This window comes from Citrobacter sp. Cpo045, assembly GCF_030332875.1.
Taxonomy (GTDB): domain Bacteria; phylum Pseudomonadota; class Gammaproteobacteria; order Enterobacterales; family Enterobacteriaceae; genus Citrobacter; species Citrobacter portucalensis.
On the sequence record NZ_JAOWGZ010000102.1, the window covers coordinates 1 to 25111 of the forward strand.

The 25111-nt window shown below is 52.8% G+C and carries 23 protein-coding genes and 1 riboswitch; of the genes, 14 read left to right on the forward strand and 9 right to left on the reverse strand.

Going from position 1 to position 25111, the window contains the following annotated elements; translation table 11 throughout:
• From tuf to rpoC, 9 genes are all read left to right on the forward strand, one after another.
• A partial coding sequence (gene tuf, locus OGY13_RS15760; RefSeq protein WP_063942044.1) for an elongation factor Tu occupies window positions 1-1050 on the forward strand: 1050 nt, incomplete at its 5' end.
• A 230-nt stretch (window positions 1051-1280) separates the two neighbouring features.
• Window positions 1281-1664 carry a preprotein translocase subunit SecE gene (gene secE / locus OGY13_RS15765; protein ID WP_003033128.1) on the forward strand — a complete coding sequence of 128 codons (384 nt, stop codon included), beginning with the start codon at window positions 1281-1283 and terminating at the stop codon, window positions 1662-1664.
• Window position 1665: 1 nt separating this feature from the next.
• Window positions 1666-2211, forward strand: coding sequence for a transcription termination/antitermination protein NusG (gene nusG / locus OGY13_RS15770; RefSeq protein WP_003033125.1), 546 nt, complete (start codon window positions 1666-1668; stop codon window positions 2209-2211).
• A 154-nt stretch (window positions 2212-2365) separates the two neighbouring features.
• The gene (gene rplK, locus OGY13_RS15775; protein WP_003033122.1) at window positions 2366-2794 is read left to right on the forward strand and encodes a 50S ribosomal protein L11; all 429 of its coding nucleotides are present in this window, start codon (window positions 2366-2368) and stop codon (window positions 2792-2794) included.
• Between the two features lie 3 nt (window positions 2795-2797).
• Window positions 2798-3505, forward strand: a complete 708-nt coding sequence (gene rplA, locus OGY13_RS15780; RefSeq protein WP_003033119.1) for a 50S ribosomal protein L1 — start codon at window positions 2798-2800, stop codon at window positions 3503-3505.
• 418 nt (window positions 3506-3923) lie between these two features.
• On the forward strand, window positions 3924-4421 hold the full coding sequence (gene rplJ / locus OGY13_RS15785; RefSeq protein ID WP_001207203.1) for a 50S ribosomal protein L10: 498 nt from the start codon (window positions 3924-3926) through the stop codon (window positions 4419-4421).
• Between the two features lie 66 nt (window positions 4422-4487).
• Complete coding sequence (gene rplL / locus OGY13_RS15790; protein ID WP_003033114.1) at window positions 4488-4853, forward strand: 50S ribosomal protein L7/L12; 366 nt, start codon at window positions 4488-4490, stop codon at window positions 4851-4853.
• Window positions 4854-5173: 320 nt separating this feature from the next.
• On the forward strand, window positions 5174-9202 hold the full coding sequence (gene rpoB / locus OGY13_RS15795) for a DNA-directed RNA polymerase subunit beta (RefSeq protein ID WP_003033111.1): 4029 nt from the start codon (window positions 5174-5176) through the stop codon (window positions 9200-9202).
• Window positions 9203-9278: 76 nt separating this feature from the next.
• Window positions 9279-13502 carry a DNA-directed RNA polymerase subunit beta' gene (gene rpoC, locus OGY13_RS15800; protein WP_003826919.1) on the forward strand — a complete coding sequence of 1408 codons (4224 nt, stop codon included), beginning with the start codon at window positions 9279-9281 and terminating at the stop codon, window positions 13500-13502.
• A gap of 102 nt (window positions 13503-13604) precedes the next feature.
• Here the strand turns inward: rpoC and OGY13_RS15805 are convergent, their stop codons facing one another.
• Both OGY13_RS15805 and OGY13_RS15810 read right to left on the reverse strand, forming a co-directional pair.
• Entirely contained in the window at window positions 13605-13922 is a 318-nt protein-coding gene (locus OGY13_RS15805; protein WP_213753025.1) for a PTS lactose/cellobiose transporter subunit IIA, read from the reverse strand.
• Between the two features lie 4 nt (window positions 13923-13926).
• Complete coding sequence (locus OGY13_RS15810) at window positions 13927-14232, reverse strand: PTS sugar transporter subunit IIB (RefSeq protein WP_003033102.1); 306 nt, start codon at window positions 14230-14232, stop codon at window positions 13927-13929.
• A gap of 1093 nt (window positions 14233-15325) precedes the next feature.
• Here OGY13_RS15810 and cspG point away from each other — a divergent pair.
• Window positions 15326-15538, forward strand: coding sequence for a cold shock protein CspG (cspG, locus tag OGY13_RS15815; RefSeq protein WP_003033098.1), 213 nt, complete (start codon window positions 15326-15328; stop codon window positions 15536-15538).
• Window positions 15539-15657: 119 nt separating this feature from the next.
• Here cspG and thiH read toward each other — a convergent pair whose 3' ends face one another.
• From thiH to rsd, 7 genes are all read right to left on the reverse strand, one after another.
• Window positions 15658-16791 (reverse strand): 2-iminoacetate synthase ThiH, encoded by a 1134-nt coding sequence (gene thiH / locus OGY13_RS15820; protein ID WP_213753024.1) that lies wholly within the window; start codon window positions 16789-16791, stop codon window positions 15658-15660.
• Window positions 16788-17558 carry a thiazole synthase gene (gene thiG, locus OGY13_RS15825; RefSeq protein ID WP_213753023.1) on the reverse strand — a complete coding sequence of 257 codons (771 nt, stop codon included), beginning with the start codon at window positions 17556-17558 and terminating at the stop codon, window positions 16788-16790. The genes thiH and thiG overlap by 4 nt, the downstream gene beginning before the upstream one ends.
• 1 nt (window position 17559) lies before the next feature.
• Window positions 17560-17760 (reverse strand): sulfur carrier protein ThiS, encoded by a 201-nt coding sequence (gene thiS, locus OGY13_RS15830; protein ID WP_016155307.1) that lies wholly within the window; start codon window positions 17758-17760, stop codon window positions 17560-17562.
• On the reverse strand, window positions 17741-18499 hold the full coding sequence (locus tag OGY13_RS15835) for a HesA/MoeB/ThiF family protein (RefSeq protein ID WP_048237128.1): 759 nt from the start codon (window positions 18497-18499) through the stop codon (window positions 17741-17743). Before OGY13_RS15835 ends, thiS begins: the two co-directional genes overlap by 20 nt.
• On the reverse strand, window positions 18492-19127 hold the full coding sequence (gene thiE / locus OGY13_RS15840; RefSeq protein WP_213753022.1) for a thiamine phosphate synthase: 636 nt from the start codon (window positions 19125-19127) through the stop codon (window positions 18492-18494). Before thiE ends, OGY13_RS15835 begins: the two co-directional genes overlap by 8 nt.
• The gene (gene thiC, locus OGY13_RS15845; RefSeq protein WP_213753021.1) at window positions 19127-21025 is read right to left on the reverse strand and encodes a phosphomethylpyrimidine synthase ThiC; all 1899 of its coding nucleotides are present in this window, start codon (window positions 21023-21025) and stop codon (window positions 19127-19129) included. The genes thiE and thiC overlap by 1 nt, the downstream gene beginning before the upstream one ends.
• Window positions 21026-21108: 83 nt before the next feature.
• Window positions 21109-21231: riboswitch (TPP riboswitch) on the reverse strand.
• A gap of 50 nt (window positions 21232-21281) precedes the next feature.
• Window positions 21282-21770: a sigma D regulator gene (rsd, locus tag OGY13_RS15850; RefSeq protein WP_213753020.1), complete on the reverse strand. Its 489-nt coding sequence runs from the start codon at window positions 21768-21770 to the stop codon at window positions 21282-21284.
• A 96-nt stretch (window positions 21771-21866) separates the two neighbouring features.
• Here rsd and nudC point away from each other — a divergent pair, with 96 nt between their 5' ends.
• The 4 genes from nudC to OGY13_RS15870 are packed head-to-tail and all read left to right on the forward strand — an operon-like array spanning window position 21867 to window position 25069.
• Window positions 21867-22640 carry an NAD(+) diphosphatase gene (gene nudC, locus OGY13_RS15855; protein ID WP_213753019.1) on the forward strand — a complete coding sequence of 258 codons (774 nt, stop codon included), beginning with the start codon at window positions 21867-21869 and terminating at the stop codon, window positions 22638-22640.
• 50 nt (window positions 22641-22690) lie between these two features.
• Window positions 22691-23755 carry a uroporphyrinogen decarboxylase gene (gene hemE / locus OGY13_RS15860; protein ID WP_213753018.1) on the forward strand — a complete coding sequence of 355 codons (1065 nt, stop codon included), beginning with the start codon at window positions 22691-22693 and terminating at the stop codon, window positions 23753-23755.
• A 9-nt stretch (window positions 23756-23764) separates the two neighbouring features.
• Window positions 23765-24445, forward strand: a complete 681-nt coding sequence (gene nfi / locus OGY13_RS15865) for a deoxyribonuclease V (RefSeq protein WP_048237131.1) — start codon at window positions 23765-23767, stop codon at window positions 24443-24445.
• A gap of 33 nt (window positions 24446-24478) precedes the next feature.
• The gene (locus OGY13_RS15870) at window positions 24479-25069 is read left to right on the forward strand and encodes a YjaG family protein (RefSeq protein ID WP_003842015.1); all 591 of its coding nucleotides are present in this window, start codon (window positions 24479-24481) and stop codon (window positions 25067-25069) included.
• Window positions 25070-25111 lie beyond the last annotated feature (42 nt).

Consider the following 25111-nt stretch of genomic DNA (forward strand, 5'->3'; position numbering starts at 1 on the left):
GCATTCGACCAGATCGATAACGCGCCGGAAGAAAAAGCTCGTGGTATCACCATCAACACTTCTCACGTTGAATATGACACCCCGACTCGCCACTACGCACACGTAGACTGCCCGGGCCACGCCGACTATGTTAAAAACATGATCACCGGTGCTGCGCAGATGGACGGCGCGATCCTGGTTGTTGCTGCGACTGACGGCCCGATGCCGCAGACTCGTGAGCACATCCTGCTGGGTCGTCAGGTAGGCGTTCCGTACATCATCGTGTTCCTGAACAAATGCGACATGGTTGATGACGAAGAGCTGCTGGAACTGGTAGAAATGGAAGTCCGTGAACTTCTGTCTCAGTACGATTTCCCGGGCGACGACACTCCGATCGTTCGTGGTTCTGCTCTGAAAGCGCTGGAAGGCGAAGCAGAGTGGGAAGCGAAAATCATCGAACTGGCTGGCTTCCTGGATTCTTACATCCCAGAACCAGAGCGTGCGATTGACAAACCGTTCCTGCTGCCTATCGAAGACGTATTCTCCATCTCCGGTCGTGGTACCGTTGTTACCGGTCGTGTAGAGCGCGGTATCATCAAAGTTGGTGAAGAAGTTGAAATCGTTGGTATCAAAGAGACTGCTAAGTCTACCTGTACTGGCGTTGAAATGTTCCGCAAACTGCTGGACGAAGGCCGTGCTGGTGAGAACGTTGGTGTTCTGCTGCGTGGTATCAAACGTGAAGAAATCGAACGTGGTCAGGTACTGGCTAAGCCGGGCTCTATCAAGCCGCACACCAAGTTCGAATCTGAAGTGTACATTCTGTCCAAAGACGAAGGCGGCCGTCATACTCCGTTCTTCAAAGGCTACCGTCCGCAGTTCTACTTCCGTACTACTGACGTGACTGGTACCATCGAACTGCCGGAAGGCGTAGAGATGGTAATGCCGGGCGACAACATCAAAATGGTTGTTACCCTGATCCACCCAATCGCGATGGACGACGGTCTGCGTTTCGCAATCCGTGAAGGCGGCCGTACTGTTGGTGCGGGCGTTGTTGCCAAAGTAATGAGCTAATTGCCGAATAACATTTGACGCAATGCGCAATAAAAGGGCATCATTTGATGCCCTTTTTGCACGCTTTCACACCAGAACCTGGCTCATCAGTGATTTTTTTTGTCATAATCATTGCTGAGACAGGCTCTGAAGAGGGCGTTTAGTCCGAAACGCACCAGAGCATTTCGGTTTGGATCGCCTCGCTTACGCGGGGTGAAAATGTTTGTAGAATACTTCTGACAGGTTGGTTTATGAGTGCGAATACCGAAGCTCAAGGAAGCGGGCGCGGCCTGGAAGCGATGAAGTGGGTTGTTGTCGCTGTATTGCTGCTTGTAGCTATCGTTGGCAACTACCTCTATCGTGACATGATGCTGCCGCTGCGTGCGCTGGCCGTAGTGATTCTGATTGCCGCAGCGGGTGGTGTCGCGCTGTTGACAACAAAAGGTAAAGCGACCGTTGCTTTTGCCCGTGAAGCGAGAACCGAAGTCCGTAAGGTCATTTGGCCAACTCGCCAGGAAACATTGCACACCACATTAATTGTGGCTGCGGTTACCGCAGTAATGTCACTGATCCTGTGGGGACTGGATGGTATTCTGGTTCGCCTGGTATCCTTTATCACTGGCCTGAGGTTCTAAGATGTCTGAAGCCCCTAAAAAGCGCTGGTACGTCGTTCAGGCGTTTTCCGGTTTTGAAGGCCGCGTAGCCACGTCGCTGCGCGAATATATCAAGTTACAAAATATGGAAGAGCTGTTTGGCGAAGTCATGGTGCCGACCGAAGAAGTGGTCGAAATCCGTGGTGGCCAGCGTCGCAAGAGCGAACGTAAATTCTTCCCGGGCTATGTACTGGTCCAGATGGTGATGAATGACGCAAGCTGGCACCTGGTGCGCAGCGTGCCGCGTGTGATGGGCTTTATCGGCGGTACATCTGACCGTCCGGCGCCGATCAGCGACAAAGAAGTTGATGCGATCATGAACCGTCTGCAGCAGGTTGGCGATAAACCGCGTCCGAAAACGATGTTTGAGCCAGGTGAAATGGTTCGCGTTAGTGACGGTCCGTTTGCTGACTTTAACGGCGTGGTTGAAGAAGTGGACTACGAGAAGTCCCGCCTGAAAGTCTCTGTTTCTATCTTCGGTCGTGCGACCCCGGTAGAACTGGACTTTGCCCAGGTAGAAAAAGCCTAAACAGCGATCAAAAAAGCGGCGATTTAATCGTTGCACAAGGCGCGAGATTGGAATACAATTTCGCGCCTTTTGTTTTTATGGGCCCTGTCCGTAAAACGAATTTAATCACGGGGAGCCTCCTTGAGGCGCTATAACCCAACTAGAGGAATTTAGAATGGCTAAGAAAGTCCAGGCCTACGTCAAGCTGCAGGTTGCAGCTGGTATGGCTAACCCGAGTCCGCCGGTAGGTCCAGCACTGGGTCAACAAGGCGTGAACATCATGGAATTCTGCAAAGCGTTCAACGCAAAAACTGATTCCATGGAAAAAGGTCTGCCGATCCCGGTTGTTATCACCGTTTACGCTGACCGTTCTTTCACTTTCGTTACCAAAACGCCTCCGGCAGCAGTTCTGCTGAAGAAAGCGGCTGGTATCAAGTCTGGTTCCGGCAAGCCGAACAAAGACAAAGTGGGTAAAATTTCCCGCGCTCAGCTGCAGGAAATCGCGCAGACCAAAGCTGCCGACATGACTGGTTCCGACATTGAAGCGATGACTCGCTCCATTGAAGGTACTGCACGTTCCATGGGCCTGGTAGTGGAGGACTAAGAAATGGCTAAACTGACCAAGCGTATGCGCGTGATCCGTGACAAAGTTGATGCAACTAAACAGTACGACATCAACGAAGCTATTGCTCTGCTGAAAGAGCTGGCCACTGCTAAATTCGTAGAAAGCGTAGACGTTGCCGTTAACCTCGGCATCGACGCTCGTAAATCTGACCAGAACGTACGTGGTGCAACTGTACTGCCGCACGGTACTGGCCGTTCCGTTCGCGTAGCCGTATTTGCCCAGGGCGCAAACGCTGAAGCTGCTAAAGCTGCAGGCGCTGAGCTGGTAGGTATGGAAGATCTGGCTGACCAGATCAAGAAAGGCGAAATGAACTTTGACGTTGTTATTGCTTCCCCGGATGCAATGCGCGTTGTTGGCCAGCTGGGTCAGGTTCTGGGCCCGCGCGGCCTGATGCCAAACCCGAAAGTTGGTACTGTAACCCCTAACGTTGCTGAAGCAGTTAAGAACGCTAAAGCAGGTCAGGTTCGTTACCGTAACGACAAAAACGGCATCATCCACACCACCATCGGTAAAGTGGATTTTGACGCTGACAAACTGAAAGAAAACCTGGAATCTCTGCTGGTTGCGCTGAAAAAAGCGAAACCGACTCAGGCTAAAGGCGTGTACATCAAGAAAGTTAGCATCTCCACCACCATGGGTGCTGGTGTTGCCGTTGATCAGTCCGGTCTGACTGCGACTGTGGCGAACTAATATTCGCCTTTACGTGGGCGGTGATTTTGTCTACAATCTTACCCCCACGTTTCTGTTTAAATAAACAGAACTCTATGCGAGTCATTTGAATTGTAGCAAGGCAGCAATTGAGTGAATCGCCGGGAGTGTAGTTAACTACATGACCGGTGTGAACGAGAGCAGCTAACGCGGTTACAGTTCAAAGGGCGAAGTCATAGACAAGATTTGTTCGTTGGAGCCTGGCCTATCCAGGCCTCCGTCGAAGACCGCAGGTGTTTCGTAAGAAACTTAATGCCCTGCGTAGACGGTGACAGAACGCTAAGATTATTTCTGATACTCTGGCTTGTTTCTGCTCACCGTATTTAGACGCTCTTTCCGTTGGGGAGAGTGAAGTGAGTTCCGGAACATGAGTTCCGGCAAACATCCAGGAGCAAAGCTAATGGCTTTAAATCTTCAAGACAAACAAGCGATTGTTGCTGAAGTCAGCGAAGTAGCCAAAGGCGCGCTGTCTGCAGTAGTTGCGGATTCCCGTGGCGTAACTGTAGATAAAATGACTGAACTGCGTAAAGCAGGTCGTGAAGCTGGCGTATACATGCGTGTTGTTCGTAACACCCTGCTGCGCCGCGTCGTTGAAGGTACTCAGTTCGAGTGCCTGAAAGACACGTTTGTTGGTCCGACCCTGATTGCATACTCTATGGAACACCCGGGCGCTGCTGCTCGTCTGTTCAAAGAGTTCGCGAAAGCGAATGCAAAATTTGAGGTCAAAGCCGCAGCCTTTGAAGGTGAATTGATCCCGGCATCGCAAATCGATCGCCTGGCAACTCTGCCGACCTACGAAGAAGCAATTGCACGCCTGATGGCAACCATGAAAGAAGCTTCGGCTGGCAAACTGGTTCGTACTCTGGCTGCTGTACGCGATGCGAAAGAAGCTGCTTAATCGCAGTTATCTTTCTCAAGCATCTGCTTACGTATAAACTTATTCTGATTTTCAGGAACAATTTAAATGTCTATCACTAAAGATCAAATCATTGAAGCAGTATCCGCTATGTCCGTAATGGACGTTGTAGAACTGATCTCTGCAATGGAAGAAAAATTCGGTGTTTCCGCTGCTGCTGCTGTAGCTGTAGCTGCTGGCCCGGCTGAAGCTGCTGAAGAAAAAACTGAATTCGACGTAATTCTGAAAGCTGCTGGCGCTAACAAAGTTGCTGTAATCAAAGCAGTACGTGGCGCAACTGGCCTGGGTCTGAAAGAAGCTAAAGACCTGGTAGAATCTGCTCCGGCTGCCCTGAAAGAAGGCATCAGCAAAGACGACGCAGAAGCACTGAAAAAATCTCTGGAAGAAGCTGGCGCTGAAGTTGAAGTTAAATAAGCCAACTTTTCTGGTTGCAGCCTAAGAAATTAGGCTGATGGCTGGTGACTTTTTAGTCACCAGCCTTTTTGCGCTGTAAGGCGCCAGTAGCATTTCACACTGTTTGACTACTGCTGTGCCTTTCAATGCTTGTTTCTATCGACGTCTTAATATACTGCGACAGAGCATCAGTTCTGTGTAAATCGCAATGAAATGGTTTAAGCGTGATAGCAACAGGCATTGCGGAAAGTATTCGATTTTCCGGTCAACAAAATAGTGTTGCACAAACTGTCCCTTCGTCGGACAGATGGGTCGACTTGTCAGCGAGCTGAGGAACCCTAATGGTTTACTCCTATACCGAGAAAAAACGTATTCGTAAGGATTTTGGTAAACGTCCACAAGTGTTGGACATACCTTATCTCCTTTCTATCCAGCTTGACTCGTTTCAGAAGTTCATCGAGCAAGATCCTGAAGGGCAGTATGGTCTGGAAGCAGCTTTCCGTTCCGTTTTCCCGATTCAGAGCTACAGCGGTAATTCCGAGCTGCAATACGTCAGCTACCGCCTTGGCGAACCGGTGTTTGACGTTCAGGAATGTCAGATCCGTGGCGTGACCTATTCCGCACCGCTGCGCGTAAAACTGCGTCTGGTGATCTACGAGCGCGAAGCGCCGGAAGGCACCGTAAAAGACATTAAAGAACAAGAAGTCTACATGGGCGAAATTCCGCTCATGACTGACAACGGTACCTTTGTAATCAATGGTACTGAGCGTGTTATCGTTTCTCAGCTGCACCGTAGTCCTGGCGTCTTCTTTGACTCCGACAAAGGTAAAACCCACTCTTCGGGTAAAGTGCTGTATAACGCGCGCATCATCCCTTACCGTGGTTCTTGGCTGGACTTCGAATTCGATCCGAAGGACAACCTGTTCGTACGTATTGACCGTCGCCGTAAACTGCCTGCGACCATTATTCTGCGTGCACTGAACTACACCACTGAGCAGATCCTTGACCTGTTCTTTGAAAAAGTTGTTTTCGAAATTCGCGACAACAAGCTGCAGATGGAACTGGTGCCGGAACGCCTGCGTGGTGAAACCGCCTCCTTTGACATTGAAGCTAACGGCAAAGTCTACGTCGAAAAAGGCCGTCGCATCACTGCGCGCCACATTCGCCAACTGGAAAAAGACGATATCAAACATATCGAAGTTCCGGTTGAATACATTGCTGGTAAAGTTGCGGCTAAAGACTACGTTGACGAATCTACTGGCGAGCTGATCTGCGCAGCTAACATGGAGCTGAGCCTGGATCTGCTGGCTAAGCTGAGCCAGTCTGGTCACAAGCGCATCGAAACGCTGTTCACTAACGATCTGGACCACGGTCCGTACATTTCTGAAACTGTACGTGTTGACCCAACCAACGATCGTCTGAGCGCACTGGTAGAAATCTACCGCATGATGCGTCCTGGTGAGCCGCCGACTCGTGAAGCTGCTGAAAGCCTGTTCGAGAACCTGTTCTTCTCCGAAGACCGCTATGACCTGTCTGCGGTTGGTCGTATGAAGTTCAACCGTTCTCTGCTGCGCGACGAAATCGAAGGTTCCGGTATCCTGAGCAAAGACGACATCATCGAAGTGATGAAGAAGCTCATCGATATCCGTAACGGTAAAGGCGAAGTCGATGATATCGACCACCTCGGCAACCGTCGTATCCGTTCCGTAGGCGAAATGGCGGAAAACCAGTTCCGCGTTGGCCTGGTACGTGTTGAGCGTGCGGTGAAAGAGCGTCTGTCTCTGGGCGATCTGGATACCCTGATGCCTCAGGATATGATCAACGCCAAGCCGATTTCTGCAGCAGTGAAAGAGTTCTTTGGTTCCAGCCAGCTGTCTCAGTTTATGGACCAGAACAACCCGCTGTCTGAGATTACGCACAAACGTCGTATCTCTGCACTCGGCCCAGGCGGTCTGACCCGTGAACGCGCAGGTTTCGAAGTTCGAGACGTACACCCGACTCACTACGGTCGCGTATGTCCAATCGAAACGCCTGAAGGTCCGAACATCGGTCTGATCAACTCCCTGTCCGTGTATGCACAGACTAACGAATACGGCTTCCTCGAGACTCCGTACCGTAAAGTGACCGACGGTGTTGTAACTGACGAAATTCATTACCTTTCTGCTATCGAAGAAGGCAACTACGTTATCGCTCAGGCGAACTCCAACCTGGATGACGAAGGCCACTTTGTAGAAGATCTGGTTACCTGCCGTAGCAAAGGCGAATCCAGCTTGTTCAGCCGCGACCAGGTTGACTACATGGACGTATCCACCCAGCAGGTGGTATCCGTCGGTGCGTCCCTGATCCCGTTCCTGGAACACGATGACGCCAACCGTGCATTGATGGGTGCGAACATGCAACGTCAGGCGGTTCCGACTCTGCGCGCTGATAAGCCGCTGGTTGGTACCGGTATGGAACGTGCTGTTGCCGTTGACTCCGGTGTTACTGCAGTTGCTAAACGTGGCGGTACTGTTCAGTACGTGGATGCTTCCCGTATCGTTATCAAAGTTAACGAAGACGAGATGTACCCGGGCGAAGCAGGTATCGACATTTATAACCTGACCAAATACACCCGTTCTAACCAGAACACCTGTATCAACCAGATGCCTTGCGTATCTCTGGGCGAGCCGGTTGAACGTGGTGATGTGCTGGCAGACGGTCCGTCCACCGACCTCGGTGAACTGGCGCTGGGTCAGAACATGCGCGTGGCATTCATGCCATGGAATGGTTACAACTTCGAAGACTCCATCCTCGTATCCGAGCGTGTTGTCCAGGAAGACCGTTTCACCACCATCCACATTCAGGAACTGGCATGTGTGTCCCGTGACACCAAGCTGGGGCCAGAAGAGATCACCGCTGACATCCCGAACGTGGGTGAAGCTGCGCTCTCCAAACTGGATGAATCCGGTATCGTTTATATCGGTGCGGAAGTGACCGGTGGCGACATTCTGGTTGGTAAGGTAACACCGAAAGGTGAAACCCAGCTGACGCCAGAAGAGAAGCTGCTGCGTGCGATCTTCGGTGAGAAAGCGTCTGACGTTAAAGACTCTTCTCTGCGCGTGCCAAACGGTGTTTCCGGTACGATTATCGACGTTCAGGTCTTTACTCGCGATGGCGTAGAAAAAGACAAACGTGCGCTGGAAATCGAAGAGATGCAGCTGAAGCAGGCGAAAAAAGACCTGTCTGAAGAACTGCAGATCCTCGAAGCTGGCCTGTTCAGCCGTATCTACGCTGTGCTGGTTTCCGGTGGTGTTGAAGCTGAGAAGCTCGACAAACTGCCGCGTGACCGCTGGTTAGAACTCGGCCTGACCGACGAAGAGAAACAGAATCAGCTGGAACAACTGGCTGAGCAGTACGACGAACTGAAACACGAATTCGAGAAAAAACTCGAAGCGAAACGCCGTAAAATCACTCAGGGCGACGATCTGGCACCGGGCGTGCTGAAGATTGTTAAGGTGTATCTGGCGGTTAAACGTCGGATCCAGCCTGGTGATAAGATGGCAGGTCGTCACGGTAACAAGGGTGTAATCTCTAAGATCAACCCGATCGAAGATATGCCACACGATGCTAACGGTACGCCGGTAGATATCGTACTGAACCCGCTGGGCGTACCATCGCGTATGAACATCGGTCAGATCCTTGAAACCCACCTGGGTATGGCTGCAAAAGGTATCGGCGATAAGATCAACGCCATGCTGAAACAGCAGCAAGAAGTCGCGAAACTGCGCGAATTCATCCAGCGTGCTTACGATCTGGGTTCAGATGTTCGTCAGAAAGTTGACCTGAATACCTTCAGCGATGAAGAAGTTCTGCGTCTGGCTGAAAACCTGAAAAAAGGTATGCCGATCGCAACGCCGGTATTCGACGGTGCGAAAGAGTCTGAAATCAAGGAACTGTTACAGCTGGGTGGCCTGCCGACTTCCGGTCAGATCACACTGTTCGACGGTCGTACCGGTGAGCAATTCGAGCGCCAGGTTACCGTTGGCTACATGTACATGCTGAAACTGAACCACCTGGTTGATGACAAGATGCATGCGCGTTCTACCGGTTCTTACAGCCTGGTTACTCAGCAGCCGCTGGGTGGTAAGGCGCAGTTCGGTGGTCAGCGCTTCGGGGAGATGGAAGTGTGGGCGCTGGAAGCATATGGCGCAGCATACACCCTGCAGGAAATGCTCACCGTTAAGTCTGATGACGTGAACGGTCGTACTAAGATGTATAAAAACATCGTGGACGGCAACCATCAGATGGAACCAGGCATGCCGGAATCCTTCAACGTACTGTTGAAAGAGATTCGTTCGCTGGGTATCAACATCGAGCTGGAAGACGAGTAACTCTCGATCAAACAGGTCACTGGTGCTGGCGTAACAGCCAGCGCCAGATTGTGCTAACTCCGACGGGAGCAAATCCGTGAAAGATTTATTAAAGTTTCTGAAAGCGCAGACTAAAACCGAAGAGTTTGATGCGATCAAAATTGCTCTGGCCTCGCCAGACATGATCCGTTCATGGTCTTTCGGTGAAGTTAAGAAGCCGGAAACCATTAACTACCGTACGTTCAAACCTGAACGTGACGGCCTTTTCTGCGCCCGTATCTTTGGGCCGGTAAAAGACTACGAGTGCCTGTGCGGTAAGTACAAGCGCCTGAAACACCGTGGTGTGATCTGTGAGAAGTGCGGCGTTGAAGTGACCCAGACTAAAGTACGCCGTGAGCGTATGGGCCACATCGAGCTGGCGTCTCCGACTGCTCACATCTGGTTCCTGAAATCTCTGCCGTCCCGTATCGGTCTGCTGCTTGATATGCCACTGCGCGATATCGAGCGCGTACTGTACTTCGAATCTTATGTAGTTATCGAAGGCGGTATGACTAACCTGGAACGTCAACAGATCCTGACTGAAGAGCAGTATCTGGACGCGCTGGAAGAGTTCGGTGACGAATTCGACGCGAAGATGGGTGCGGAAGCTATTCAGGCCCTGCTGAAGAGCATGGATCTGGAGCAAGAGTGTGAAACTCTGCGCGAAGAGCTGAACGAAACCAACTCCGAAACCAAGCGTAAGAAGCTGACCAAGCGTATCAAACTGCTGGAAGCCTTCGTACAGTCTGGCAACAAGCCAGAGTGGATGATCCTGACCGTTCTGCCGGTTCTGCCGCCAGATCTGCGTCCGCTGGTTCCGCTGGATGGCGGTCGTTTCGCAACGTCGGATCTGAACGATCTGTATCGTCGCGTTATCAACCGTAACAACCGTCTGAAGCGTCTGCTGGATCTGGCTGCGCCGGATATCATCGTACGCAACGAAAAACGTATGCTGCAGGAAGCGGTTGACGCCCTGCTGGATAACGGTCGTCGCGGTCGTGCGATCACCGGTTCTAACAAACGTCCTCTGAAATCTTTGGCCGACATGATCAAAGGTAAGCAGGGTCGTTTCCGTCAGAACCTGCTCGGTAAGCGTGTCGACTACTCCGGTCGTTCTGTAATCACCGTAGGTCCATACCTGCGTCTGCATCAGTGCGGTCTGCCGAAGAAAATGGCACTGGAACTGTTCAAACCGTTCATCTACGGCAAGCTGGAACTGCGTGGCCTGGCCACCACCATCAAAGCCGCTAAGAAAATGGTTGAGCGTGAAGAAGCTGTCGTTTGGGATATCCTGGACGAAGTTATCCGCGAACACCCGGTACTGCTGAACCGTGCACCAACACTGCACCGTCTGGGTATCCAGGCATTTGAACCGGTACTGATCGAAGGTAAAGCTATCCAGCTGCACCCGCTGGTTTGTGCGGCATATAACGCCGACTTCGATGGTGACCAGATGGCTGTTCACGTACCGCTGACGCTGGAAGCCCAGCTCGAAGCGCGTGCGCTGATGATGTCTACCAACAACATCCTGTCTCCGGCGAACGGCGAACCTATCATCGTTCCGTCTCAGGACGTTGTATTGGGTCTGTACTACATGACCCGTGACTGTGTTAACGCCAAAGGCGAAGGCATGGTGCTGACTGGCCCGAAAGAAGCTGAGCGTATCTATCGCGCAGGTCTGGCCTCTCTGCATGCGCGCGTTAAAGTGCGTATCACCGAATATGAAAAAGATGAAAACGGCGAATTCGTTGCGAAAACCAGCCTGAAAGACACGACCGTTGGCCGTGCCATTCTGTGGATGATCGTACCGAAAGGTCTGCCTTTCTCCATCGTCAACCAGGCGCTGGGCAAGAAAGCTATCTCCAAAATGCTGAACACCTGTTACCGCATTCTGGGCCTGAAGCCGACCGTTATCTTCGCTGACCAGACAATGTACACCGGCTTTGCATATGCAGCGCGTTCAGGTGCATCTGTTGGTATTGATGACATGGTCATCCCAGAGAAGAAACACGAGATCATCTCTGAAGCGGAAGCTGAAGTTGCTGAGATCCAGGAGCAGTTCCAGTCTGGTCTGGTAACCGCAGGCGAACGCTATAACAAAGTTATCGATATCTGGGCTGCGGCGAACGATCGTGTATCCAAAGCGATGATGGATAACCTGCAAACCGAAACCGTTATTAACCGTGACGGCGTAGAAGAGCAGCAGGTTTCCTTCAACAGCATCTACATGATGGCCGACTCCGGTGCGCGTGGTTCTGCAGCACAGATTCGTCAGTTGGCCGGTATGCGTGGTCTGATGGCGAAGCCAGATGGCTCCATCATCGAAACGCCAATCACCGCGAACTTCCGTGAAGGTCTGAACGTACTCCAGTACTTCATCTCTACTCACGGTGCTCGTAAAGGTCTGGCGGATACCGCACTGAAAACAGCGAACTCCGGTTATCTGACTCGTCGTCTGGTTGACGTCGCGCAGGACCTGGTTGTTACTGAAGACGATTGCGGCACTCTGGAAGGCATCACCATGACCCCGGTTATCGAGGGTGGTGATGTTAAAGAGCCGCTGCGCGATCGCGTTCTGGGTCGTGTAACTGCTGAAGACGTTCTGAAGCCGGGTACGGCGGATATTCTGGTTCCACGCAACACGCTGCTGCACGAACAGTGGTGTGATCTGCTGGAAGAGAACTCCGTTGACTCCGTTAAAGTCCGTTCCGTTGTATCTTGTGACACCGACTTTGGTGTATGTGCGCACTGCTATGGTCGTGACCTGGCGCGTGGCCACATCATCAACAAAGGTGAAGCAATCGGCGTTATCGCGGCACAGTCCATCGGTGAACCGGGTACACAGCTGACGATGCGTACGTTCCACATCGGTGGTGCGGCATCTCGTGCGGCTGCTGAATCCAGCATCCAGGTGAAAAACAAAGGTAGCATCCGTCTGAGCAACGCGAAGTCGGTTGTGAACTCCAGCGGTAAACTGGTTATCACCTCACGTAACACCGAACTGAAACTGATCGACGAATTCGGCCGTACCAAAGAAAGCTATAAAGTGCCTTACGGCTCCGTTATGGCGAAAGGTGATGGCGAACAGGTTGCTGGCGGCGAAACCGTAGCAAACTGGGATCCGCACACCATGCCGGTTATCACCGAAGTGAGTGGTTTCGTCCGCTTCACTGACATGATCGACGGCCAGACCATTACTCGTCAGACCGACGAGCTGACCGGTCTGTCTTCTCTGGTGGTTCTGGATTCTGCAGAGCGTACTGCGGGTGGTAAAGACCTGCGTCCGGCACTGAAAATTGTTGATGCTCAGGGCAACGACGTTCTGATCCCAGGCACCGATATGCCTGCTCAGTACTTCCTGCCGGGTAAAGCGATTGTTCAGCTGGAAGATGGCGTACAGATCAGCTCTGGTGACACCCTGGCGCGTGTTCCGCAGGAATCCGGCGGTACCAAGGATATCACCGGTGGTCTGCCGCGCGTTGCGGACCTGTTCGAAGCACGTCGTCCGAAAGAGCCGGCAATCCTGGCTGAAATCAGCGGCATCATTTCCTTCGGTAAAGAAACCAAAGGTAAACGTCGTCTGGTTATCACCCCGGTAGACGGTAGCGAACCGTACGAAGAGATGATTCCGAAATGGCGTCAGCTCAACGTGTTCGAAGGTGAACGTGTAGAACGTGGTGACGTGGTTTCCGACGGTCCGGAAGCGCCGCACGACATCCTGCGTCTGCGTGGTGTGCATGCTGTAACTCGTTACATCGTTAACGAAGTTCAGGACGTATACCGTCTGCAGGGTGTTAAGATTAACGATAAACACATCGAAGTTATCGTTCGTCAGATGCTGCGTAAAGCCACCATCGAAAGCGCTGGTAGCTCCGACTTCCTGGAAGGCGAGCAGGTTGAATACTCCCGCGTCAAGATCGCAAACCGCGAGCTGGAAGCGAACGGCAAAGTGGGTGCAACGTTCTCCCGCGATCTGCTGGGTATCACCAAAGCGTCTCTGGCAACCGAGTCCTTCATCTCTGCAGCATCGTTCCAGGAAACCACGCGTGTCCTGACCGAAGCAGCTGTTGCAGGTAAACGTGATGAACTGCGCGGTCTGAAAGAGAACGTCATCGTGGGTCGTCTGATCCCGGCAGGTACTGGTTATGCGTACCACCAGGATCGTATGCGCCGTCGCGCAGCGGGCGAACTGCCAGCTGCACCGCAGGTAACTGCTGAAGATGCGTCTGCCAGCCTGGCAGAACTGCTGAACGCAGGCCTGGGCGGTTCTGACAACGATTAATCGTTGCCGACCATAATAAAAAACCCGCTTCGGCGGGTTTTTTTATGTCTATGTTATTTCTGATGGCGTTTATCAGGTCTACGAAGCCATCCGGCAGTGTCATTAACTTATCGGTGGTAACCGCCGATAAAGCTCAATCATATCGCCGGCCAGATCCTGAATCACCATGGCATTCATCAGGTGGTCCTGCGAATGGACGGTGATGAGATTAACCGGTAGTTTGCCGGTGCCCTCGTCAATACCGATCAGCTGGGTCTGGATTTTATGCGCTTGTTTGACGTACTCGCGTGATTCCGTCATCGCTTGTTCTGCACCGGCGAAATCACCCTTACGCGCCAGTTGCAGTGCCGTCAGGGCCTGGCTGCGTGCAGCGCCAGCGTTTACCAATAACTCCATGATGATCGTTTCTAACTCTTCCATACCATCACTCCAGTAGTTTCAGCGCCTTATCCAGTACCGCATCGCCTTTCATCATGCCGTAATCCATCATGTCGATAACGGCGACCTTTTTGCCTAGTGGGTCGGCGATCGCCTGTAGCTTGGCCTGTTCATACTTAACCTGTGGACCGAGCAAAACGATATCCGCTGTAGCGATATTCTCTTCAAACTCGGCCACCGGGACGGCTTTGATAGTGACGTCGACGCCTTTTTTCTGGGCGGCATCTTTCATCCTTTGCACCAGCATGCTGGTGGACATTCCGGCGGCACAGCATAAAACGATGTTTTTCATAAGCAGTCTCGATCAACATGTGTGAGTTGATAATTATCGCGAGCCAGCCATAGCAACAACTGCTTTGCAACGATTGTGTGCAAGGCATCACAAAGAAAGCCGCTTTTTCTGAAACCGGTTACAAAAAGAGGCGGAACCCTGCGATCTGGACCAGGGCCAGCGGCTTTTTGACTCGCTTATCACATGCTGGAATATATAATTACTGTCAATAAATACATGTTATAAAAAACAGTATTGACAGCGTTTTTTAAACCCGTATGTTAATACTTAACAGCGGAGAAATTGTAGTTTGCTGTTAACGTAGTAAGTGTTAGTAGAGCTTGATTGGGGTTTGCGATAAAGGCCACGAAGTATTTTTTGTATGGGATAGTCGATGCTGAAAACGCTATTTTTTCACTTCGACAATGCTTTCAGGCCACGTAGTTGATATATCTAATCGCAAAAAGTCAGTAAAACGCGACGATGTAACGCCATGATTTTATAGTAAATGTTTGTGATTTCTGCTTTTCTGGTTATCACAAGGGAAATAAGGCAACGCATCAAAGAGTATATGTCGCGAGGGGAAGTGTACTTGTTTAGGTCACCAGCCTTGAGTTCTATTATCAAGCGGGTGGAATGTGTTTAACGGTAAATAGAGGAAAGCTTCAGTTAGTATCAATATCCAATATTATCTGTAGTAAACGTGTACATTTTAAAGTAGTACCATCAGCAGTATTAAATCGTTAAGTTTATTAATGTTAAATTTGAAGTGTGTAGTAACGTAAAGCCCTGACTGCAATAGTCGGGGCTTTTGTTCATTGTAGATCAAGCTGTTATCCAGGATGCTTAGCCGCGATGGTTCAACATTGCATCACTCAGTGAGTATTAAAAAAATTAATGCTTGCTTAATGATTAGAAGTAGGTCTACTATAGCGGCATCGGTTTGGAACACAGACCTTATGCAAGCAGTTTTAGTAAAGCAGTTCTCAGTTCAAGCGTTATCCTCAGATACTCTTCTTCATGAGCCTCCTCCCTAAGTGCCCCATAAGTTAATTTCTGCAAAACAGGCCATCTTCGCTGCATAAGCGGCTCAAAAACATGAAAGGAAGTATCTATGTCTAACAAAATGACTGGTTTAGTAAAATGGTTTAACTCTGATAAAGGCTTCGGCTTTATCACTCCTCAGGACGGTAGCAAGGATGTGTTTGTGCATTTCTCCGCTATCCAGAGTAACGATTTTAAAACGTTAGATGAAGGTCAAAAGGTGGAGTTCTCCGTGGAGAATGGCGCTAAAGGCCCGTCTGCTGTTAACGTTGTCGCGCTGTAATCGCCGATAATTTCACGAGCGCTTACGATAGCGATGAAGGCCAGAGCCCGAGCAGTTAAGTGTCAGTGAAGAAAAAACCCGCGAAAGCGGGTTTTTTTGTTTATGCGATTGCTCCTGACCTACGGTACCTGTGAAGCGCGCCCCAGATAGCTGTCCCAGTCTTTCCACACGGGCTGTAAACCCTGGGCCATGAGTGCTTCAGCAACGGCTTCTGGGCGACGATCGTCGTGCGGGGAGAACTGTTCCAGTTCGGGGTGGTTATCGGCATAACCACCGGGCTGGGTTTTTGAGAAGGCGCTGACGTTGTTGATCGCCAACGGGATCACATGGTCACGAAACCATGGCGATTCGCGGGTGGAGAGCGACAGCTCAATTTCTGGCGCCAGTAAACGAAACGCGCAAATGGTCTGGACCAACTGTCGCTCATCCATGATCGATGCAGGTTCAACGCCTCCGGTGCATGGGCGCAGGCGAGGGAAGGAGATAGAGTAACGGCTCTGCCAGTAATGCTGCTGCATCCATAGCAGATGTTCAGCCACCATATAGCAATCAACCCGCCAGCTGTCGGACAAACCAATCAACGCGCCAAGACCGATTTTGTCGATCCCTGCGTGGCCCAGCCTGTCCGGCGTTTCCAGGCGCCAGAAGAAATCCTGCTTTTTCCCTTTTAAATGGTGACGAGCGTAAGTTGCCTCATGATAACTCTCCTGATACACCATTACGCCATCCAGCCCCAGCGTCTTCAGCTCTGCATATTCAGCCTCTGACAACGGCTGTACCTCCATCTGTAAAGAGGCGAACTGGCGGCGAATGGCGGGCAAATGGCGACGAAAGTAATCCATCCCCACTTTTGCCTGATGTTCACCGGTGACCAGCAGCAGATGCTCAAAGCCCAGCTCACGGATAGCCGCACACTCCCGTATTATCTCATCTTCGTCCAGCGTTTTGCGTTTGATACGGTTGCTCATCGAAAAACCGCAGTAGGTGCAGTCGTTGGCGCAAAGGTTGGAGAGATACAACGGCACGTAAAAGCTCACCGTGTTACCAAAACGCTGACGGGTGAGCTTCTGCGCCCGCTGCGCCAGCGGCTCCAGATAATCGGCGGCGGCAGGAGAGAGCAATGCCATCAGATCGTCGCGACTAAGATGCGAAGCGTTGAGGGCGCGCTCCACGTCAGCGGCGGTTTTACCGTTGATACGCAGGCGGATGTCATCCCAGTCCAGCTGTCGCCAGCGGTCGCTGAACGTTTTCATGCGAAGGCCTCCAGGAATCCGGTTAACGGGCTGGTGGGACTTGCCTGCGAACTTTTGCTTCCTGGTACCGCCTGGCGTGCCAGCAAGCCAGCTTCAACGGCCAGGCGGAAGGCGGTTGCCATCATCACCGGGCTGTCGGCTACCGCGATTGCCGTATTGACCAGCACCGCGTCGGCGCCCATTTCCAGCGCCTGCGTGGCGTGGCTGGGGACGCCGATGCCTGCATCAACCACCACCGGCACGGTCGCCTGTTGGATAATAATCTCCAGCATCGCTTTGGTTTCCAGCCCCTGATTAGAACCGATGGGCGCGCCGAGCGGCATGACTGCAGAACAGCCTACTTCTTCCAGTCGTTTGCACAGCACCGGATCTGCGCCACAGTAAGGCAGTACCACGAAGCCCTTTTTCACCAGTACTTCTGCGGCTTTCAATGTTTCGATTGGATCGGGTAACAGCCAGCGGGCGTCCGGGTGGATTTCTAATTTCAGCCAGTTTGTGCCCAGCGCTTCACGCGCCAACTGGGCAGCAAAAATCGCCTCTTCAGCGGTTTTTGCCCCCGAAGTGTTGGGCAACAGCGTCACACCAGCGTCTACCAGCGGCGCCAGAATGGCATCGTTGTGCTGACGCAAATCCACGCGCTTCATGGCCAGCGTTACCAGTTGGCTGCCGGAGGCGCGAATCGCCTCGATCATCAGCTGCGATGAAGCAAATTTTCCGGTGCCGGTGAACAGATGCGAATCAAACGTTTTGTCGGCAATACGTAACATATCAACCCCCTGCAATAACCTGAAAAAGCAGGATCTGGTCGCCTTCCTGCACGATTTGCTGCTCCCACTGCTCGCGCGGGAGGATCTGCTGATTGAGCGCCAGCGCCGCGCCCGGTTTAAGCTGATTAAGCGCAGTGAGCAGCCCACTGACGGTTTGTCCTTCGGCGCACTGCATCGGCTCATCATTGAACTGAATCTGCATGTTGCCCTCCGCATACCGGGCAGCCGCTGGCGCGTCGTAGTGCGAAGCTGCGCCACTGGCTGGTTTTACCGTCAAACAGGCGTAGCTCTCCGCTGGGCGTCTCAATACCGCTGAGCAATTTAATCGCTTCCAACGCCTGCAGGGTGCCCATCACGCCCACAACCGGTCCGACGATACCGGCGGTACGGCAGTTGCGTTCGGGCTCTACATCGTCCGGCCACAGGCAGCGGTAACATCCTTGTTCCCACGGGGGCGTCAGCACCATCAGTTGGCCGCCAAAGCCGACGGCGCTGGCGGTGACGAGCGGGGTGTTGAGCGTTACGCAGGCGGCGTTAATTTCCTGGCGCGTGGCCATGTTATCGGTACAGTCGAGCACCACATCGGCACGCGCTACCGCATGCCGAAGCGCATCGCCTTTCAGTCGCTGCTGGAGTGACACCAGCTCGATATCTGGGTTGAGCCGCGTCAGGCGCTGCTGGGCAACCTGCGATTTTGAACGTGCGATATCATCAGTGGTAAACAGGATCTGGCGCTGCAGGTTGCTCAGATGAATGTCGTCATCGTCTACCAGCGTCAATTTTCCGATGCCTGCTCCCGCCAGATACAGCGCGGCAGGCGAACCTAACCCGCCTAAACCGACAATTAGCACATGGCTATTGAGCAGCTTTTGTTGGCCTTCAATGGCGATATCGCCGAGCAGGATCTGGCGGCTGTAGCGCATAAAGTCGCGGTCATTCATCGCCCACTCCCGCGATATCCAGTAGTTGGGTCGTGGCGACCTGCCAGTCAGCCGCCTGGGTAATGGCGCTGACCACGGCAATGCTGCCGACGCCGGTCGCCAGTACCGCCGGGGCGCGCTCAAGGCTGATACCGCCAATGGCGACGGTCGGGTAATCCGCTAATCGTTCAATATGGTTTGCCAGTTGCGTGAGTCCCTGCGGGGCTGAAGGCATCTGTTTGGTTTGCGTGGGGAAAACATGACCCAGCGCGATATAAGAAGGCTTGGCGGCGAGCGCGACGTCGATCTCCATATCATCGTGAGTGGAGACCCCCAGGCGTAGCCCCGCCGCCTGAATCGCCTTCAGGTCGGTGGTTTCAAGGTCTTCCTGGCCCAGATGTACGCCGTAAGCGCGGTGCTTAATTGCCAGACGCCAGTAGTCGTTGATAAACAGACGGGCGTCATAGCAACGCCCCAGTTCAATGGCGGCCATAACGTCGGCTTCGACCTCTTCATCACGCTTATCTTTAATGCGCAGTTGGATCGTGCGTACGCCCGCCTGCAGCAAGCGTTCAATCCATTGCACGCTGTCCACCACCGGGTAAAGCCCGAGGCGAAACGGCACGGTCGGGAAATCAGGCTGGTACATTACGCCTCCTCTTTTTTGAGGTAGATTTCGCCGCCTTTGGCGCGGAAGTTCTCCGACATATCTGCCATGCCGACTTCAATCGTTTGTGCGGCAGCGTAGTCGCGAACCTCCTGGCTGATTTTCATCGAGCAGAACTTCGGCCCGCACATGGAGCAGAAGTGGGCGACCTTACCGGATTCTTGTGGCAGGGTTTCATCGTGGTAGGCACGGGCGGTGAACGGGTCGAGCGCGAGGTTAAACTGGTCTTCCCAGCGGAATTCGAAGCGCGCTTTCGACATGGCGTTATCGCGGATCTGCGCGCCCGGATGACCTTTTGCTAAGTCAGCTGCATGGGCGGCAATCTTGTAGGTAATCAACCCTTGTTTAACATCTTCTTTGTTCGGCAGGCCGAGGTGCTCTTTTGGCGTGACGTAGCACAGCATCGCGCAGCCAAACCAGCCGATCATCGCCGCACCGATCCCGGAAGTGAAGTGGTCGTAGCCCGGTGCGATATCGGTGGTCAACGGTCCTAAAGTGTAGAACGGTGCTTCATGGCAGTGCTCCAGCTCTTCGGTCATGTTGCGCTGGATCATATGCATGGGCACATGACCTGGACCTTCTATCATCACCTGCACGTCGTATTCCCAGGCGATTTTGGTCAGCTCGCCCAGCGTATGCAGCTCGGAGAACTGCGCTTCGTCGTTCGCATCCTGAATTGAACCCGGGCGCAGGCCGTCACCTAGCGACAAAGAGACATCGTAGGCGGCGCAGATTTCGCAAATCTCGCGGAAATGTTCGTACAGGAAGTTCTCTTTGTGATGAGAAAGGCACCATTTCGCCATAATTGAACCGCCGCGTGAGACAATGCCGGTCAGGCGTTTGGCAGTCATCGGCACGTAGCGCAGCAGCACGCCCGCGTGAATGGTGAAGTAGTCGACGCCCTGTTCGGCCTGCTCCAGCAGCGTGTCGCGGAAGGCTTCCCAGGTGAGATCTTCGGCGATCCCGTTGACCTTCTCCAGCGCCTGGTAGATCGGCACAGTACCGATCGGTACCGGACTGTTACGCAGGATCCACTCGCGGGTTTCGTGGATATAGCGACCGGTGGAGAGATCCATCACCGTGTCAGCGCCCCAGCGCGTCGACCACACCAGCTTCTCTACCTCTTCTTCAATGGAGGAGGTGACGGCAGAGTTACCAATGTTGGCGTTAACCTTCACCAGGAAGTTGCGACCGATAATCATCGGCTCGGATTCCGGGTGGTTAATGTTGGCAGGAATAATCGCACGGCCCGCGGCCACTTCATCACGCACGAATTCCGGCGTGATGTTTTCCGGCAGGCGTGCACCAAAGTTCATCCCCGGATGCTGGTGACGCAGCACTTCACTGCGAATGCGCTCGCGGCCCATGTTTTCACGGATGGCGATGAACTCCATCTCCGGGGTCACTATTCCCTGGCGGGCGTAGTGCAGTTGGGTGACTCGCTTACCCGCTTTGGCGCGCTTTGACGTCAGCAGGCCGGTGAAACGCAGCTCGTCCAGGCCATCGTCGGCCAGACGTTCTTTGGTATAAGCGGAACTCCGGTCGTCTAATTCTTCGCTATCGTTACGCGCCGCAATCCACGGCTGGCGCAGCTTTGCCAGACCCTGCTGGACGTTAATCGCCACGTCAGGATCGCCATACGGTCCGGAGGTGTCGTATACCGGAACGGCTTCGTTCTCTTCGAACTGCGGGTTGTCTTTTGTGCCGCCAGTCAGCGTTGGGCTGAGCTGAATTTCGCGCATCGGAATGCGGATATCCGGCTGCGAACCGGTAATATAAATGCGTTTTGAGTTAGGGAAGGCGGTCCCTTCCAGGGTATCGATAAAGTGTTGGGCTTGAGCGCGCTGTTCGCGGCGTGATGGTTTAGTAGTGGCAGACATAGCTCATTCCAAATAAAAGTAAGGATATGGCTTGTCAGACGACGGATGAAGCAAGAGAGAAGCTCGCCCGGAGGCGATGCTATTGTAGATTGACTCTTGTTCCCTTCGCAGGTTTTAACCTGATCAGGTTCCGCGGATCCCGAATTAACGGTCTCAGCCTTTTCCACTCATGCTGCTGTGGAAAATAAGCACTCCGACAAGAAGTAACCTCAGTAAAGAGGTAATGAATGTAAACTACGCGTTAATGCCGCAAATCTCAAGCATGACGTTTGAGAGTGTTACTCTCGTGCATTGCGTCAAATACCAGCATGATCAACTTATCTTCCAGCACGAATCGGGCTTCCAGTGCCTCGCCAAGATTCGATAAAACCTGTTGAAATTCAAGGAAGTTATCATGATCAATCGCAGTTTCCAGGCTGGAGTCATAGTAGTCCATGATCAGCTGCGTATTGGCTTCCAGCAGCGGCCAAATTTTTGTGGCTTTTAAAAGCTGCCCGTTCCCTTCCAATTTATGGAGAATACGTTCATAAATACTGAAGTGTCCGGTGGAGAGGTAATCGACCAGGCTCTGACAAAAATCATCCAGCGCTTTTTCATTGAGTCGCATGTACGATTCTTTGCCAGGCTTAATGCCAACCAGATTGTAGTAAGCCACGAGCAGGTGCTTACGTACATGTAGCCAGCGATCAACCAGTTTATTACTTCCTCCGACGTGCTCCGTCAGGCTTTCCAGCTGGTTTAGCATGATTGACTCCGCAAGATGGTGTTTAGGAACTGCTCACCCGTAAATGTAAAAATAATGTAAACAACATGCCTGTGAAGCAAAGGTTGCGCAAGAGATATGGATCGTATAATTGAAAAATTAGATAGCGGCTGGTGGATCGTCAGTCATGAGCAAAAGTTATGGTTACCTCATGGCGAGCTACCTTATGGCGACGCAGCCCGTTTTGATCTGATTGGTCAGCGCGCGCTGCCAATAGGCGAGTGGGAAGGGGAGACTGTCTGGCTGGTGCAGCAGCAGCGTCGACACGATATGGGGTCGGTGCGCCAGGTCATTGACGAGGACGTTGGCCTGTTTCAACTGGCCGGACGCGGCGTACAGCTGGCGGAGTTCTATCGCTCGCATAAATTCTGCGGCTACTGCGGCCATCCCATGCACCCGAGTAAAACGGAGTGGGCGATGCTCTGTAGCCACTGCCGTGAACGTTATTACCCGCAAATTGCCCCGTGCATAATCGTCGCTATTCGCCGAGATGATTCCATCCTGCTTGCCCAACATGTTCGCCATCGTAACGGTGTGCATACCGTACTGGCGGGTTTTGTCGAAGTAGGTGAGACCTTAGAACAGGCGGTGGCGCGTGAAGTCATGGAAGAAAGCGGCATCAAGGTGAAAAACCTGCGCTATGTCACTTCTCAGCCATGGCCGTTCCCGCAGTCTTTGATGACCGCATTTATGGCGGAGTATGATAGCGGCGAAATCGTCATCGACCCGAAAGAGCTGCTGGAAGCGAACTGGTATCGCTATGACGACTTACCGCTCTTACCCCCGCCGGGTACTGTCGCGCGTCGATTGATTGAAGACACTGTGGCAATGTGTCGGGCTGAGTACGAGTAAAGAGCGAGTGGTGATACACTGATGGACTGACGCAATAAGGAACTGCAAAAATGACCGAACTGAAGAACGATCGTTATCTGCGTGCGCTGCTGCGCCAGCCCGTTGATGTCACTCCGGTATGGATGATGCGCCAGGCAGGCCGCTATTTACCGGAATACAAAGCTACCCGTGCCGAAGCGGGCGATTTTATGGCGCTGTGCAAAAATGCCGAGCTGGCCTGCGAAGTCACGCTGCAGCCGCTGCGTCGCTATAAACTTGATGCCGCGATCCTCTTCTCGGATATCCTGACGATCCCGGATGCGATGGGACTCGGGCTGTATTTTGAAGCAGGAGAAGGCCCACGCTTCACCTCTCCGATTACCAGCAAGGCTGATGTCGACAAACTGCCGATCCCGGACCCGGAAGATGGGCTGGGGTACGTGATGAACGCGGTGCGCACTATCCGCCGTGAACTGAAAGGCGAAGTGCCGCTGATCGGCTTCTCCGGTAGCCCGTGGACGCTGGCGACCTACATGGTTGAAGGCGGCAGCAGCAAAGCCTTCACCGTGATTAAAAAGATGATGTACGCCGACCCCAAAGCGCTGCATCTGCTGCTTGGTAAGCTGGCGAAGAGCGTCACGCTGTACCTGAACGCGCAGATCAAAGCGGGTGCGCAGTCGGTGATGATTTTCGACACCTGGGGTGGCGTGCTGACCGGTCGCGACTATCAGCAGTTTTCTTTGTACTACATGCACAAAATCGTTGATGGCCTGCTGCGCGAGAACGAAGGTCGTCGCGTACCGGTGACCCTGTTTACCAAAGGCGGTGGTCAGTGGCTGGAAGCGATGGCGGAAACCGGCTGTGATGCGTTAGGTCTCGACTGGACCACTGACATTGCCGATGCGCGTCGTCGTGTAGGTCATAAAGTGGCGCTCCAGGGCAATATGGATCCGTCCATGCTGTATGCGCCGCCAGCCCGCATCGAAGAAGAGGTGGCGACAATTCTGGCCGGATTTGGTCAGGGTGAAGGGCATGTCTTTAACCTGGGCCACGGCATTCATCAGGACGTCCCGCCAGAACATGCGGGTGTCTTTGTGGAGGCGGTACATCGGTTGTCCGAACAGTACCACCGCTAAGGAGTCATCATGGATCTCGCGTCATTACGCGCGCAGCAGCTTGAACTGGCTTCTTCAGTGATCCGCGAGGATCGTCTGAAGAACGATCCGCCGGATCTGATCGGCGGGGCGGACGTTGGGTTTGAGCAGGGTGGCGAAGTGACGCGAGCCGCGATGGTCTTACTGAAGTATCCCACGCTTGAACTGGTCGAATACAAGGTGGCGCGTATCGCCACCACCATGCCCTACATTCCCGGTTTTCTCTCCTTTCGTGAAACTCCCGCGCTGATGGCCGCCTGGCAACTGCTCTCGCACAAGCCAGATCTGCTGTTCGTTGATGGTCATGGCATATCTCACCCGCGTCGTCTGGGCGTGGCCAGCCATTTTGGCCTGCTGGTGGACGTACCAACGATCGGCGTGGCGAAAAAACGGTTGTGCGGCAAGTTTGAATCGCTCGCTGCTGAACCTGGTGCGCTAGCGCCGTTGCTGGATAAAGGCGAACAACTGGCATGGGTCTGGCGCAGCAAAGCGCGCTGTAACCCGTTGTTTATTTCCACGGGCCACCGCGTGAGTATGGACAGCGCACTGGCGTGGGTTCAACGCTGTATGAACGGCTATCGTTTGCCGGAACCCACACGCTGGGCAGATGCAGTGGCATCCGAACGCCCGGCTTTTACTCGGCTTGCAGCAAAAACGCCCCATATCGGGTAAACTGCGGCTAATTTCCGTATTTGAGAACTCATCATGTTACAAAATCCGATTCACCTGCGTCTGGAGAAGCTGGAAAGCTGGCAGCACGTCACGTTTATGGCTTGTCTGTGCGAACGCATGTACCCAAACTACGCCATGTTCTGCAAGCAAACTGAATTTGGCGATGGACAGATTTACCGCCGAATTCTGGATCTGATTTGGGAAGCGCTGACGGTTAAAGACGCGAAAATCAATTTCGACAGCCAGCTGGAAAAATTTGAAGAGGCCATTCCTTCTGCAGACGATTACGATCTGTACGGTGTTTATCCGGCGATTGATGCTTGTGTGGCATTAAGCGAACTGATGCATTCGCGTCTTAGCGGTGAAACGCTGGAGCATGCAATCGAAGTTAGTAAGGCTTCGATTACGACGGTTGCGATGCTGGAAATGACTCAGGCTGGTCGTGAAATGACCGATGAAGAGCTCAAAGAAAACCCTGCCGTTGAGCAAGAATGGGATATTCAGTGGGAAATTTTCCGACTTTTAGCCGACTGTGAAGAACGCGATATTGAGCTGATAAAAGGGCTGCGTGCAGACCTGCGCGAGGCTGGCGAGAGCAATATTGGTATAAATTTTCAGCAATGACACCACAAAACGTGATTTAACGCCTGATTTGTCGTGCCTGAA